Below are 13,212 nucleotides of genomic sequence, written 5' to 3'. Positions count from 1 at the left end.
TCAACCTAAAGCTTTTTGGATTGCTTCAATTACACGGTCAGCTTGGAATGGCTTTACGATGAAATCTTTCGCACCAGCTTGAATTGCATCAATTACCATTGCTTGTTGTCCCATTGCAGAGCACATAATAATAATAGCATTTGGATGTGTTCCTTTAATTGCTTTTAGTGCCGCAATACCGTCCATTTCAGGCATTGTAATATCCATTGTTACTAAATCTGGACGTAATTCATTGTATTTCTCTACCGCTTGCGCACCATCCGCTGCTTCTCCTACTACTTCATAACCATTTTTCGTTAAAATATCTTTAATCATCATACGCATGAAAGCAGCATCATCAACAATTAAAATCTTTTTAGACATAATTAATTCCTCCAATTTAAACTATCGTAAGTTATTCAAGCGATCTGCTTGACTTAAAATATCTGTAATACGAACACCGAAATTCTCATCAATAACAACAACTTCACCTTTCGCAATTAAGCGACTATTTACTAAAATATCAACAGGTTCACCTGCTAATTTATCTAGCTCAATAATAGAACCACTTGAAAGCTCCAAAATCTCCTTAACAGAACGCTTCGTTCTTCCAAGCTCCACCGTTACTTGTAACGGAATGTCTAACAGCATATTTAAATTATGCGCCTCTTGCTGTGATAAATTTGCTTGCTCAAAGCTTGCAAATTGTGCTGGCTGTACATTTACCGGTGGCATTTGGTAAGCAGGTTGTTGATACATTGGCTGCTGCTGTTGTACCGGCTGCTCATACATAGGTTGCTGTTGCATCGGCTGCTGTTGTTGTACTGGTTGTTGCTGTACTGGTTGCTGTTGCTGTGCTGGTGTAGAAGCGGACGATGGTGTGGGCTGAGCTACAGCTTCCACTGCTGTCGATGCTTCTTCATCAGTTTCCCCCATTAATGACTTTACTATTTTCTTACTAAAATTTAAAGGCAATAATTGCATAATGTTCGAATCAATTAATTCACCAATGCGTAATTTAAAGGATACACGCACTAATAAATCATCATCAGGCAAATTATCCTTTCCTTCATTTTGAGAGATATTCATTAAATCAATTGTTGGTGGTGAAATATCTACTTTTTGATTAAAGATTGTTGACATGGATGTTGCCGCTGAGCCCATCATTTGATTCATCGCTTCTTGCACAGCACTTAATTGAATTTCACCAAGCTCTGGCTTCGGATTTAATCCATCGCCACCGAGCATCAAATCTGCAATAATTGCTGCATCTGATTGCTTAATAACAAGTAAGTTCATTCCGATTAGACCAATTGTATACTCTACTTGTATCGCTACATAAGGATGAGGAAATTCCTCCTCTAAACGGTTGCGATTAATCATTGAAATGCTAGGTGTTGTAATATCTACTTTTTGACCAAGCAATGCAGATAATGCAGTGGCTGAGCTCCCAAACGAAATATTTCCAATCTCACCTAAAGCATCCTGCTCTATCGGACTAAGATAATCCTCTATTTTAACTTCCTCTGATGCTGCAATGGCATCTTCTGATGTCTCGCTTTTATTTTCTAAAGTTTCACCTCTTAACAAGGCTTCAATCTCTTCTTGGGAGAGCATTTCATCACTCATCTTCGTCTCCTCCTTCCACAGGATCTATAATTTGAGCAGCCATCTTTTTCCCTAATTTACCAGGCTGTATCGTGAATTTCGGTATATCGCCGACCTTCAACATGAGAGGCTCATCAATTTTTTGTTCTAATGGTATAACATCCCCTAGCTGCATTGTTAAGAAATCCTCAACTGAAATTGTTGTGTTCCCAAGCTCCGCTATAACTGGTAATGTCGATTGCTTCACACGAGTTTGTATGAAATTTGTTTGTTCAGGCGAATTTTGCTTCGTATTTGCTTGCATCCAATAGCGTACTGATAAATTAGGTACGATTGGTTCAAGCACAACGTGAGGTAAACAAATATTAATCATCCCGGTCGTTTCACCAATTACAGTATTTAATGAAATAACAACAACCGTCTCATTTGGTGAAATCATTTGTAAAAATTGCGGGTTTACCTCTAATTCAACAAGCATTGGATCAATTTCTACAATGCTTTCCCATGCCTCACGCAAATTGTCAAATGAGCGCTCAAATAGGTTTGTCATAATTTTCGTTTCAATTTCAGTTAAGTTATCTACATTACTATGGCTTGAACCTGCTCCCCCCATTAAACGGTCTAACATCGAATAGGCGATGTTTGGATTGATCTCCATTAAAATATTACCATCTAATGGCGGTACTTCAAATACATTTATTAATGTCATATTCGGTATTGAACGAATAAACTCCTCAAAAGGTATTTGGTCAACAGATACAACTGTGATTTGAACATAGGTTCTTAGCTGTGCAGAAAACGATGTCGTTAATAATCTAGCAAAGTTTTCATGTATTCGGGTCAAACTTCGGATTTGATCTTTTGAAAAACGAAGTGCACGTTTAAAATCATAAACTTTTACTTTTTTCGTTTCATCTTCCTTTTTCATATCATCCGCTGACATTTCACCTGTTGATATCGCCGATAACAGCGCATCAATCTCTGATTGGGATAATACATCTCCTGCCATTTGCCCACCTCCATTTCAAAAGATGTTTCTTTAATTTATTGGCTGATGTAGGCAGTTAGATAAACTTTCGTAACCTCACCATCTTGCATCAATTCATTAACTTTAGTCTTCAATATGTTGCCAAATGCTTCTTTTCCTTGCGAGCCTTCTAAATCTTTTAGCTCCATATCAGATAATTCTTGAATCGCAATATTATTTACTTGGAATAAACGCTTCTCTAATTCGGCAGCTGCTTCTTTACTATCTGTTGTAAGCTTCATTTGCATGATAACAACGTGCTTATCCTTTAAATTGGTTCTAATTTCTGGTACGTCAATAGATGCTTCAACAATTTCATCAATTGTCGGCCCCTTTTCTACAGAGTCTTTATTTGCATTCATATAAACAACAAATAATATTGCTCCTACCAAAATAATCGCTACTAAAATAATAATCATAATCATCAACAGCTTATTACTCTTCATCTTCTTCACCTCGTAGATGCGGATTGGATAATATTTGTATATGTTGATAAAAGGCTTTCACCTTTTGTCGCACTTGCTCTTCATTCTCTAAAACAATTAATTTACTACCAGTTGTTAAGGTAATCGTCGTATCTGGAAAAGATTCGACGGTTTCTATGTATAATGCATTTAATGTGAATCGTTTACCATTTAAACGAGTAAGTTCAATCATTGAATTAGGGCCGGACAAACGAAGTGCCGGCCCGACCCTCCCTTACAATGAATTCCCCCTACTACTTTTAGAAGTAGGAGATTATTGCTAAATTAAATTAACGCTTCAAGTTTACTAGCTCTTGTAAAATCTCATCCGATGTCGTAATAATACGCGTATTCGCTTGGAAACCACGCTGTGCGACAATCATCTCTGTAAACTCTTCAGATAAGTCAACATTGGACATTTCTAAACCACCTGATACTGTTTTACCAATACCAAAGCTAGACCCAGCGCCAAACTGTGTTTCACCAGAGTTAGCTGACACTTGGAAATAGTTATTTCCCATCTTCGTTAATCCTTCAGCATTTGGAAATTTGGCAACCATTATTTGTCCAGCGAATGTTAAAATACCATCAGCACTTACATATGTTACTGTACCATCTTCCCCAATTGAAATTTCCTGTGCATCTGTAGGGATTAAAATACGTCCACCTGCAACATCTTCTCTTTGCAATGCATCTTCAGCCCATTTTAAGTCGGAAATTTCAACTGCATCATCACCTTGTAAAGGAGAATGTGTAATAATTGCACCATCTGGATTTACCATTCCATCTGTAATACCATCTGGCAAATCGCCATCTTCTTGCATCCAACCAATTACATAATCGCCGTTACTGTTTACAAGGAAACCCTCTCGGTCCATGTAGAAGTTACCTGCACGAGTATATGCTGTACCTGTAAATCCTTCAATTAAAGTTTCATCTACATCATCCCCTGCTAGTTTACCAACTACAAAGAACCCTTCACCTTCCATAGCTACATCAAGTACACGACCTGTATTTTGACGAGAACCCGTACCATGAATTGTATCGATTGTCGCCAGTGTTGAACCTAAACCTATTTGTTTTGCGTTCACACCACCAGCGCCCATTGAAGGACCTGAAGCACCTGCTTGTGTTTGAGACATTAAATCTTTAAAAATAACACGACCTTTTTTAAAGCCATGTGTATTTACGTTAGCGATGTTGTTACCGATAACATCCAGCTTAGTTTGGAAGTTTCTTAAACCTGAAATACCCGAGTACATTGAACGTAACATATTGTTTTGTTCTCCCTTCGTCTTCTTAATTTCTCTACTTGCGGATGCCACTTCAATCAGTCAGTAGCATCAATAGGCCTCCTTCTTAGGTCCAGCCTATAATATAATAGTGCCATCAATATTTGTAAAAATTTGCTTTTTTGCTTCTAAACGATCCATTGCTGTAATTACTGTAGCATTTTTAGCGTTAACAATTAATGCTGCTTGTTCCATTAAGACTAATGGCTGACGAACACCTTTGTCATGTGCCTCAAGTACGCTATCTGTCACTTGTTGCCATTCTTCATCAGAAATTAGAATATTTCTTTCTTGTAAACGCTCTGTTGCATGTTTACTTATTTTTAAATGTTGCTTACCAACCGCCGCTTGCAATTGCTCGATAAAAGATGTCGATGTTGCTTGCTTAACTTGCTTTGTCGGCTGCAATGGTGGATGATATGGAATGCGCTGAATCGAATTCATCTGTTTCATCTACACACCACCTTATTTGCCTTCATTTGTAGATTCTTCTTTATCTACTGACTCATCTTTTGATTCTTCCACTACTTCAAACTGATCTTTCGTTAATCGCGTCCCATTATTTAGCAAATAAACAATAGAGCCGTTTTTCATTGTAATCGCTTCAATTAAAGCTTCAATTGCTTGCCCATCAACTTCATAGCGAACAGTTTGTCCAATTAATTTACTCGCCTCTGCAAATGGATTACCTGTACCAGATAAAGAGCCATTGCCAGTAATTGAAGAAATATTCCCTGCTGAAATTGTTTTACCATCATCTAATATGAATTGTGGTTGACCATCAACAAATTTCAATTCAACAATCGTGCCAGCACCTTCAACAGCAATTGGCTTGCCCGTCTCATCTAATTTATCTGTTAACTCATGCCATTTTACCTCTTTACCAATAAAAGTAGTATAGGACATTAATTGTGTTTGTTGTTGTGATTCCACTAGGACCTCTATGGCTTTTGTCATATTCTGCATCTGTTCTAAAGATGAAAATTGAGCCATTTGAGCTATAAACTCGCGGTCGTTCATTGGATTTGTTGGATCTTGGTTTTGCAATTGGGTAATTAGTAGCTTTAAAAAGGCATCTTTCCCCAATGCACTATTTCCAGTTTCTCTGACAGGTGCTTTATAGCTTGAGTAATAAAGATCGTCTGTAACTTTACTTGAAGCGGTATTTGTAGTTGGCGTTGTCGTCATTTTTACACCTCCTCATTTAAAAACTCACTAAATGACTTTTTATCATCATTTTCTTCATCTTTTTGAGCTTCTTGCTCCTGATTTTGCTGTTTAAAGAAGTTATTAAAGAAGCTTTGGTCACGCATATTACGTTCTGCATCTTGTAAAGCCTGTGATACATCAAGACGCTCTACTTGGATGTTTTGAGCAGCAAGCCCTGCTTTTAATTGCTGTAAGTTTGAATCAAGCAATTCTTTCCCTGCTGTAGTTGTTGCAAGTAATCTTGCTGTTAACATGCCATCTTTTTGCATAATTTCGATACGGATAGAGCCCAAATTTTCTGGATAAAGCTTTAGCATTAACTTCATAGTACCTTGTGTGCTAGACAGTTGACTACGATTAATTAAATTTTGTATTTCTTTTATCAATGCCTCTGATTGCGCTGGACGCTCAGCTGGTAACGTCACTGTTACAGTTTTTACAGCTGCTGATGATTGCTGTGATGTAATTGGCGCTGGCTGTGTCGCGTCTGTTTCCTGCTTATTTACTGGCACTTGCTGCAAGACTGCTGCTTTAGGTGCTTGTTGTTGCACTTGTACAGTTTGCTGAAGCTGTGTAGCAACTTGTTGGAATGCTTCTTTTACTTGTATTAACTGAACTTCCTGTGTATAAACAGTGTCTGTTTTAGTAGCAATAACTTCAGCTAATTTTAGTACAGCGATTACTTTTTCAGCTTGCTGTGGTGGCACTTGATGCTCACCTTGCAATGCGCTCATAATTTGCGCTAGTAAATTTGGTGCTTGCTCAAATAGAGTCCAAATATCCTCGATTGGCATTTCTTCTCCAAGTAGCTGCTCAATAAGTGTTACAAGCTCCTCTTTCTCCATGCTTAAAGCTGCTGCTAAATCCTCGAGATTCATCATGTCTTCAACAGCAATTGCATCACCTTCAACTTCAATAAATAACAATGCTGCATCATGAGGAATGCCCAGTATCTCTAATACTTCCTCTAACGAATCTGCTGAAATCAGCTCTCCCACTGCATTTAAATCTGTTGCAGCTGGGGCATTTTGCTGTGTCGCTGGTTGATTTGTTGTTGCTAAAATTTTGTTAAACACAGAGCCGAATTTTTCTTGACTTAGCTGTTCATTTTTACCTGCTGGCACAGTCTGCTTTGGCACTTCCACTTTTGGTGCTAGTTGTTGCATCATTGCGATATTCATTTTTTCACCTCCTCTCAAATTACTGTTGTGCTAGCAATTCTGTATAACGTGCCGCATCCGCTGGCGGCATTTTTGAAAAAATTGCTGCAAGAATGTCTGGCTTCAAATTCGACATAATGCGAAGTGCCTCTTCATCATTCATGTCAATCAAAATAGGTGCTGCTACTTTTGCAGACATTTTCTCATAAGTAGATAAAATTTCTTGGAAATCTTTTTTTATGTCTTCTTGTTCACGCTGTAGTTTCTCAATTTCAAATTGTAATTTCTCTTGCTCTATTAACAATTCATTATTTGCTTCTTTTGAGGCATCAATTTCAGCTTGTAATTGCTCAATCTTCGCTTCTTTTTCTTGAAGCTCTGCTTGTAATGTAACGATTCTTTCCCCTGTCATCGTTGGGTTTTCTGAAGTTCCCTCTTCTTTTTTGTCAAGGAATGGGATTTTTTCTTTCATACTATCTGCAAATTGAAACACGTTTGTATTTGTAAAATAACTTACAATTAATACAAGTGTAACGATAAATAATAATGGGATAATAAACAGCATAAAGAATTTTTGAAAAAACCCCGGCTTCTTGTCATCAAGCTCTTCTGCATTTACATTTTCAACTTGTTTTTTCGCCATGACATCACCTGATTTCTCTTTTGTTATATGCAAGCGATGATAGTTCATCTAATTGCTTTGCTTCAATGCGATTTTGCTCTTCTCTAAAGGCATCGAAGTCTTTTTCACGCATTTTTTCAAACTTGCGAACCTCTAAGTTTTTTTCCAACAGCTTTTGTTCATGCCAATTCATTTTCGAACGGGCTTGTACAACCTTTTGTTGAACATCTGCAATTGTCTTTTCCATACTATCTATGAAATTAGCATAATGACTAATTTCATCAATAGAAGCACCTATAGATAAGCGCTCTTGTTGGTAGACTAGTAAATCTTCTTTCTTTTTTAATAAGTCATAGAGCTTTGTAGCAATTTCCTCAAAGACACGTACAGACTCTTTATAAGCGATTTCAGATTCATTTTTCTCTTGCTCACGCACAACTAATATTTTTTCAAACCGATATGTGTATTGCATTATGATGATACACCACCATTTGCTAGAGTAATTAATTCATTGACAGCTTGCTCGATAGATACATAGTCTTTGTAGCCTTGCTTTAAATATGCTGTAATTAGCGGCTCATATTGAATCGCTTCATCGATTTCACGCGATGTACCTCGCTTATATGCACCAATGTTAATCAAATCCTCAGATTTGTCATACGTATAATACAACTCTCGTAAGCGTTCTGCTGCTTTTACATGCTCAGGTGCTGCAATATGATTCATTAAACGACTGACACTTTTCAAGACGTTAATAGCTGGGTACTGCCCTTTATTCGCTAAAGTTCGATCTAAAACGATATGTCCATCTAAAATACCACGTACAGTATCTGCAATCGGCTCATTCATGTCATCCCCATCTACTAGCACCGTATAAAAGGCTGTGATAGACCCTTTTAAATTCGTTCCTGTACGTTCTAACAATGAAGGGAGAATGGCAAATACAGAAGGCGTATAGCCTCGCGTTGCTGGTGGTTCACCAACGGCTAAACCTACCTCTCTCTGTGCCATTGCAACACGCGTTACAGAATCCATCATTAACATGACATTCATTCCGCGATCTCGGAAATACTCCGCTATTGCTGTTGCAGTAAATGCGGCTTTAATGCGCATTAAAGCCGGTTGATCACTCGTTGCTGCAACAACTATCGAACGACTTAAACCTTCTGGTCCTAAATCTCGTTCAATAAACTCTCGAACTTCTCGACCACGCTCACCTACTAGTGCAATGACATTTAAATCAGCCTTTGTATTACGAGCAATCATCCCAAGTAGCGTACTTTTTCCGACACCTGAACCAGCGAAAATACCAACCCTTTGTCCTGTACCAATTGTCAGCATACCATCAATCGCCTTTACGCCGACTTCCATTCGTTCACTAATAGGTGGACGTGTCATCGGGTTAGGCGGTTGTCGCTCTGTTTGTACAGACACAAGACCTTTTGGTAATGTATAGCCATCATATGGATTGCCCATTGAATCGAGTATTTTTCCAATTAGCTCAGGGCCAACCTTTACTTCCAGCGGTTTTCCAGTTCCTTCGACTAAACAGCCAATTGAAATTTCACGCAACGAGGAGAATGGCATCAAAACAACAATCTCATCTCTGAAGCCTACCACTTCAGCAAGTATTGTTTGCTGTCCATGCTGCACCGTTTGCACATGTATTTTACATACATCTCCTATTGAACTTTCAGGACCCCGTGACTCAATCATTAAGCCTACTACTCTCGTGACGCGTCCAAATTTCTTAAAAGTATTAAGGTTTGGTATTTGTTCAATTAATTGAGTCGCTTTCATCCGTATCAGTCCTTGCTTGTTAAAATTTCATTTAGCTTCAAACGTAGTTCATTGAGCTGTTCATCAATCGATACAACAATACGTCCATGATTCGTTTCAATATAGCTTTCTGTGCTATTTAAATCTTCATTTACAAAAAACAGTAAAGGCACATCTGGTGGGAACATCTCAGCTAGTTCATCATAGTTTTTGGTAATGAGTTGATAATAGGCTGGTGCAACATATACTTTGATTCCTTTCATTTCTCGCGCTTCTTTTAAGCCACGTTTGACGATTTCAGTAAATAGTTCATTGTCTCGTTCAAGTGCTACACCAATAATTCGTTCAGCAGCAGTTAAAGCGAGCTCTAATACAACAAATTCTTGATCATCAATATACTTTTTCGCATTTTGCTGCGCCTGTGTGATTGTTTCATTGGCCATTGTAAGCGACTGTTCCATCGCAGCATTAGCTTTTTGTATCCCTTCTTCATAGCCAGCAGCAAAGCCCTCTTCATGCGCTTGTTGCTCAAGCATGAGCTTTTCCTCTTGCCAAATTTGCTTCAATTGCTCGATAGCTTGTAATTGCTCATCTCGATATTGCTCTAGCTGTTGACGCTCGAACTCAATTTGTTGTCTCGCCTCAGTTAAATACATTTCCCGCTCTGCCTGAATATTTTCTAATGTTAAATTTTCAAGTTCTCCTGCCTGAGCATCTGTTTGAAAAGCTGTTGGCTGAAAAAAATCTTTAATTTCGATTTTAACGCCCTGCTCTGCTTCAGTTGACTGTGCTTGTATAGAGCGAATAATTCTAGACAATGACGTCATCTCCTCCACCGCGAGCTATAATGATTTCTCCAGCATCTTCTAAGCGTCGAATAACCGCTACGATGCGAGACTGTGCGTCCTCTACATCTCGTAAGCGTACTGGCCCCATAATTTCCATCTCTTCTTTAAACGTTTCTGCCATACGCTGTGACATATTACGGAAAATAATATCTTTTACTTCATCAGAAGAAACTTTCATTGATAATAGTAAGTCTTCATTTTCGCAGTCGCGAATAACACGTTGGATTGAACGGTTATCAAGCGTAACGATATCTTCGAATACGAACATGCGCTTCTTGATTTCTTCTGCCAATTCTGGATCTTGAATTTCGAGTGCATCCAAAATTGTTTTTTCCGTTTGACGGTCCACTCCGCTAAGTACTTCTACGACAGCGTCAACGCCACCAGTTTCAGTGTAATCTTGCGTTACAGTAGAAGATAGCTTGCGCTCTAAAACAGATTCAATTTCACTAATTACTTCTGGTGATGTTGAATCCATCATTGCAATACGCTTTGCAATATCCGCTTGGACCTCTTGAGGTAATGAAGATAAAATAATTCCTGCTTGCCCTGCTTCTAAATAAGATAAAATTAAAGCGATTGTTTGTGGATGCTCATTTTGAATAAAGTTGAAAATTTGAGCTGGATCTGCTTTACGTGCAAAATCAAACGGTCTCACTTGAAGCGATGACGTTAAGCGATTTAAAATTGCTTGCGCTTGGTCACTGCCTAATGCTTTTTCTAAAACTGTTTTTGCATAGCCAATACCGCCTTGTGTAATGTAATCTTGCGCTAATGCAATATTGTGAAATTCCTCAATAATTTCTTCCTTCATATGTGACTCTACTTTTTTAACACTGGAAATTTCTAAAGTTAAGCGTTCAATTTCCTCTTCACTTAAATGTTTATATACTGAAGCTGACACTTCTGGTCCCAATGAAATTAAGAGTAGGGCAGCTTTTTGCTTCCCTGATAATTCCTTGTCTTTCTTAGACATAGCCACCCCTCCAATCAATTACGCCTCGGCGTAATTGCGTCCAGATTTTTTCGAGTGAGCCGTCACACCCTGTGACAACGGTTAACTGGCCTGCTTAGTGCAGGCCTCTCTTCAAAATCTATGACATCCGCCGGAGGCTTTATTTTGATTCAGTGAGCCTTCGGATGCCCACTGAATTACATGCTACTTAAATATTCATATTGCTATCAATAGAAATTGACGTCTACCGAGTCAAAATTAATCCTCAGCAATCCAACTACGTAACAACTTGGCAAAATCATCTGGTTTTTCTTTTGCCATTTTTTCTAGCTGCTTACGACGCACTGTTGCTTCTGTTTCTTTTTCATCAGCAATATCATCAACAATAATTTGTTCTTGTTGTTCTTCAATCGCTGATAGTTCCGCCTCTTCTTTACGTTTGCGAGAACGTAAAATATAGAATACTAAAAGTACAATTGCAACTAATAATACGCCGCCAATTACCCAAACCCACCAAGGAATTGCTGTTGTTTCTGTATCTACTGCAACGTCTTTTCCATAGAATTGCTGTACTGTAACAACAACTTTACTTGCAAGCTCTTCATCTGTTAAATCACCTACTGCATCTTTATTAAGCGATGTGCTAATAATAGATGCTACCATTTCTCGAATCGCCGCCACACTTTCATCTGGCAATGATGCTAAATCTTCTGGGTTTGGTGGCTCTACACCAACTTGAATACCAATATCGCGAATTTTATAAGGTGACTCCTGAATATCTTTGCGAATACGATTTACATCGCTATTTACTTTTTCTTCGATTCGTTCATAATCACCATTTCCTGCAGCACCCTCTACATAATCTGTAAAATTATCTGTCTGTTGTCCTGCTTCTGGTGTACCAGTTGCCGCAGCTCCAGTTCCAGTATATGTTTCTGTAATAGTTTGGGCGCTAATCGCAATTCCTGACATATTTTCTTCATCAACAGGCTCTACAAGATCTTCTTGACGATTTTCCTTTTTAAAGTCAATATCCGTTGTCACAGATACAAACACTTTATCTTGTCCCATCAATGTACCTAACATATTTTGGACTTGACGCTGTAAATCACGTTCAACCGTTTTCTTCAGCTGCATTTGCCCTTCTGGAGTCGCTACTGAACCACCAGACGTAGCTGATTCCAAATCATAATATTCCATATGCTGATTTGAAATTTCAATGTTTTCTAATGGTAAATTAGGCACGCTTTTTGCTACTAAGCTGTATAATGTTTTAATTTGAGTTTCTGTAAATTGATGTCCAGGTGCTGTAGTTAACATTACAGCCGCTGTTGCTTCTCCTTGTCCATCCTGTAAAAAGACACCTTGCTTTGGCATTGTAATATTTACACGGGCACCTTCTACCCCATCAACTTGTTTTAATAAATTTACAATAGCTGTTTGCATTGTCTCGTTTTTCAACACTTCGAATTCATTATCAGTCATCCCAAACCCTGCATTTTCAGCAAAAAATGATGTGTCAATTCCACCGGTTTTCGGAAATCCTTGATTTGCCAAAGATACTTTTAATGCATCTGCTTGCTTTGCTGGCACTAAAATATTTGTACCACCTGCTGTAATTTCGTATGTAACACCATCCGCCTCTAAAACATCTCTAATTTGCCCAACTTCAGCCTGTGATAAATTCGTATACATCGGGACCATTTCTGTGCGTGTTAAAAGATATGTAAGGATGCTTGCAAATGCAATAATTACTACCAGTGCACCGACCATCGCGCCTTTTTGCTTTTTTGTACGACTTGACCAAAAATTGGTCGAATCGGTTTTTACTTTTGTTAATCGTTCATTCATTATGGATCCTCCGGTAATAGTGAATGCTATAAACAATTACGCCTTTGCGAATATTTGTTCAATTTTTAACCTGTGCTTTTTATCAGGAACTTTAACTTGATTGAGCTAAATTTAAATGCCTGCTGAAATGCGCTAGTTTTGTCACTCTACAAGCTTAGGCTTTATGTACTTAACGCATCCATTTCGACATAAAATCATGTGCTAAATCAAGACGATTTTTTTCGTCATAATTGTTTTTTGATTCAACAATGTATTTTGTACTGAAAGCATAGCAATAGGTACAGAAAGCTTTGACCTCGAAAAATGACGAGATACATATTTCATTAGCATTTACTTCAGCAGATATTTAAACATTTGCTGAATCAAAATAAATCTTTTGGTGAATGTCACAAATTTTGAAAAGAACCTGTACGACGCA

At 38.1% G+C, this 13,212-nt stretch carries 15 protein-coding genes; all 15 read right to left on the bottom strand.

Features of this window, described 5'->3' with window-relative positions; all coding sequences use genetic code 11:
* The 15 genes from M3Z76_RS05150 to fliF all read right to left on the bottom strand — a co-directional run bounded on the left by M3Z76_RS05150 (position 1) and on the right by fliF (position 12,794).
* Positions 1–363, bottom strand: a complete 363-nt coding sequence (locus tag M3Z76_RS05150) for a response regulator (RefSeq protein ID WP_293921326.1) — start codon at positions 361–363, stop codon at positions 1–3.
* A gap of 21 nt (positions 364–384) precedes the next feature.
* Entirely contained in the window at positions 385–1,608 is a 1,224-nt protein-coding gene (fliY, locus tag M3Z76_RS05145) for a flagellar motor switch phosphatase FliY (protein ID WP_293921327.1), read from the bottom strand.
* Entirely contained in the window at positions 1,601–2,596 is a 996-nt protein-coding gene (gene fliM, locus M3Z76_RS05140; protein WP_293921328.1) for a flagellar motor switch protein FliM, read from the bottom strand. Before fliM ends, fliY begins: the two co-directional genes overlap by 8 nt.
* Before the next feature lie 35 nt (positions 2,597–2,631).
* Positions 2,632–3,060, bottom strand: coding sequence for a flagellar basal body-associated protein FliL (fliL, locus tag M3Z76_RS05135; RefSeq protein WP_293921329.1), 429 nt, complete (start codon positions 3,058–3,060; stop codon positions 2,632–2,634).
* Positions 3,050–3,271 carry a flagellar FlbD family protein gene (locus M3Z76_RS05130; protein ID WP_293921330.1) on the bottom strand — a complete coding sequence of 74 codons (222 nt, stop codon included), beginning with the start codon at positions 3,269–3,271 and terminating at the stop codon, positions 3,050–3,052. The genes fliL and M3Z76_RS05130 overlap by 11 nt, the downstream gene beginning before the upstream one ends.
* A gap of 97 nt (positions 3,272–3,368) precedes the next feature.
* Entirely contained in the window at positions 3,369–4,352 is a 984-nt protein-coding gene (locus M3Z76_RS05125) for a flagellar hook-basal body complex protein (protein ID WP_293921331.1), read from the bottom strand.
* 96 nt (positions 4,353–4,448) lie between these two features.
* Positions 4,449–4,814, bottom strand: a complete 366-nt coding sequence (locus tag M3Z76_RS05120; protein ID WP_293921384.1) for a TIGR02530 family flagellar biosynthesis protein — start codon at positions 4,812–4,814, stop codon at positions 4,449–4,451.
* 21 nt (positions 4,815–4,835) lie between these two features.
* Positions 4,836–5,558, bottom strand: a complete 723-nt coding sequence (gene flgD / locus M3Z76_RS05115) for a flagellar hook assembly protein FlgD (RefSeq protein ID WP_293921332.1) — start codon at positions 5,556–5,558, stop codon at positions 4,836–4,838.
* A 2-nt stretch (positions 5,559–5,560) separates the two neighbouring features.
* On the bottom strand, positions 5,561–6,760 hold the full coding sequence (locus M3Z76_RS05110; RefSeq protein WP_293921333.1) for a flagellar hook-length control protein FliK: 1,200 nt from the start codon (positions 6,758–6,760) through the stop codon (positions 5,561–5,563).
* Positions 6,761–6,779: 19 nt separating this feature from the next.
* Positions 6,780–7,382: a MotE family protein gene (locus tag M3Z76_RS05105; RefSeq protein WP_293921334.1), complete on the bottom strand. Its 603-nt coding sequence runs from the start codon at positions 7,380–7,382 to the stop codon at positions 6,780–6,782.
* A 4-nt stretch (positions 7,383–7,386) separates the two neighbouring features.
* Positions 7,387–7,836 (bottom strand): flagellar export protein FliJ, encoded by a 450-nt coding sequence (fliJ, locus tag M3Z76_RS05100; RefSeq protein ID WP_293921385.1) that lies wholly within the window; start codon positions 7,834–7,836, stop codon positions 7,387–7,389.
* Complete coding sequence (fliI, locus tag M3Z76_RS05095; RefSeq protein WP_293921335.1) at positions 7,833–9,161, bottom strand: flagellar protein export ATPase FliI; 1,329 nt, start codon at positions 9,159–9,161, stop codon at positions 7,833–7,835. Before fliI ends, fliJ begins: the two co-directional genes overlap by 4 nt.
* Positions 9,162–9,166: 5 nt before the next feature.
* Positions 9,167–9,967, bottom strand: coding sequence for a flagellar assembly protein FliH (fliH, locus tag M3Z76_RS05090; RefSeq protein WP_363319835.1), 801 nt, complete (start codon positions 9,965–9,967; stop codon positions 9,167–9,169).
* A complete protein-coding gene (gene fliG / locus M3Z76_RS05085; RefSeq protein ID WP_293921337.1) occupies positions 9,951–10,964 on the bottom strand; it encodes a flagellar motor switch protein FliG in 1,014 nt (337 codons plus the stop codon). The genes fliH and fliG overlap by 17 nt, the downstream gene beginning before the upstream one ends.
* A gap of 237 nt (positions 10,965–11,201) precedes the next feature.
* Entirely contained in the window at positions 11,202–12,794 is a 1,593-nt protein-coding gene (gene fliF / locus M3Z76_RS05080) for a flagellar basal-body MS-ring/collar protein FliF (RefSeq protein ID WP_293921339.1), read from the bottom strand.
* Positions 12,795–13,212: the final 418 nt, after the last annotated feature.

The organism is Metasolibacillus sp. (assembly GCF_025291715.1).
GTDB classification, from domain to species: Bacteria; Bacillota; Bacilli; order Bacillales_A; family Planococcaceae; genus Metasolibacillus; species Metasolibacillus louembei.
Note: the sequence above shows the minus strand (reverse complement) of the source record. Positions and strands in the feature narration are given on the sequence as shown.

What these genes read in the sequence shown, in the direction of transcription:
- M3Z76_RS05150 (WP_293921326.1), bottom strand. Translation starts at nt 363, where the DNA reads ATGTCTAAAAAGATTTTAATTGTTGATGATGCTGCTTTCATGCGTATG.
- fliY (WP_293921327.1), bottom strand. Translation starts at nt 1,608, where the DNA reads ATGAGTGATGAAATGCTCTCCCAAGAAGAGATTGAAGCCTTGTTAAGA.
- fliM (WP_293921328.1), bottom strand. Translation starts at nt 2,596, where the DNA reads ATGGCAGGAGATGTATTATCCCAATCAGAGATTGATGCGCTGTTATCG.
- fliL (WP_293921329.1), bottom strand. Translation starts at nt 3,060, where the DNA reads ATGAAGAGTAATAAGCTGTTGATGATTATGATTATTATTTTAGTAGCG.
- M3Z76_RS05130 (WP_293921330.1), bottom strand. Translation starts at nt 3,271, where the DNA reads ATGATTGAACTTACTCGTTTAAATGGTAAACGATTCACATTAAATGCA.
- M3Z76_RS05125 (WP_293921331.1), bottom strand. Translation starts at nt 4,352, where the DNA reads ATGTTACGTTCAATGTACTCGGGTATTTCAGGTTTAAGAAACTTCCAA.
- M3Z76_RS05120 (WP_293921384.1), bottom strand. Translation starts at nt 4,814, where the DNA reads ATGAATTCGATTCAGCGCATTCCATATCATCCACCATTGCAGCCGACA.
- flgD (WP_293921332.1), bottom strand. Translation starts at nt 5,558, where the DNA reads ATGACGACAACGCCAACTACAAATACCGCTTCAAGTAAAGTTACAGAC.
- M3Z76_RS05110 (WP_293921333.1), bottom strand. Translation starts at nt 6,760, where the DNA reads ATGAATATCGCAATGATGCAACAACTAGCACCAAAAGTGGAAGTGCCA.
- M3Z76_RS05105 (WP_293921334.1), bottom strand. Translation starts at nt 7,382, where the DNA reads ATGGCGAAAAAACAAGTTGAAAATGTAAATGCAGAAGAGCTTGATGAC.
- fliI (WP_293921335.1), bottom strand. Translation starts at nt 9,161, where the DNA reads ATGAAAGCGACTCAATTAATTGAACAAATACCAAACCTTAATACTTTT.
- fliH (WP_363319835.1), bottom strand. Translation starts at nt 9,967, where the DNA reads ATGACGTCATTGTCTAGAATTATTCGCTCTATACAAGCACAGTCAACT.
- fliG (WP_293921337.1), bottom strand. Translation starts at nt 10,964, where the DNA reads ATGTCTAAGAAAGACAAGGAATTATCAGGGAAGCAAAAAGCTGCCCTA.
- fliF (WP_293921339.1), bottom strand. Translation starts at nt 12,794, where the DNA reads ATGAATGAACGATTAACAAAAGTAAAAACCGATTCGACCAATTTTTGG.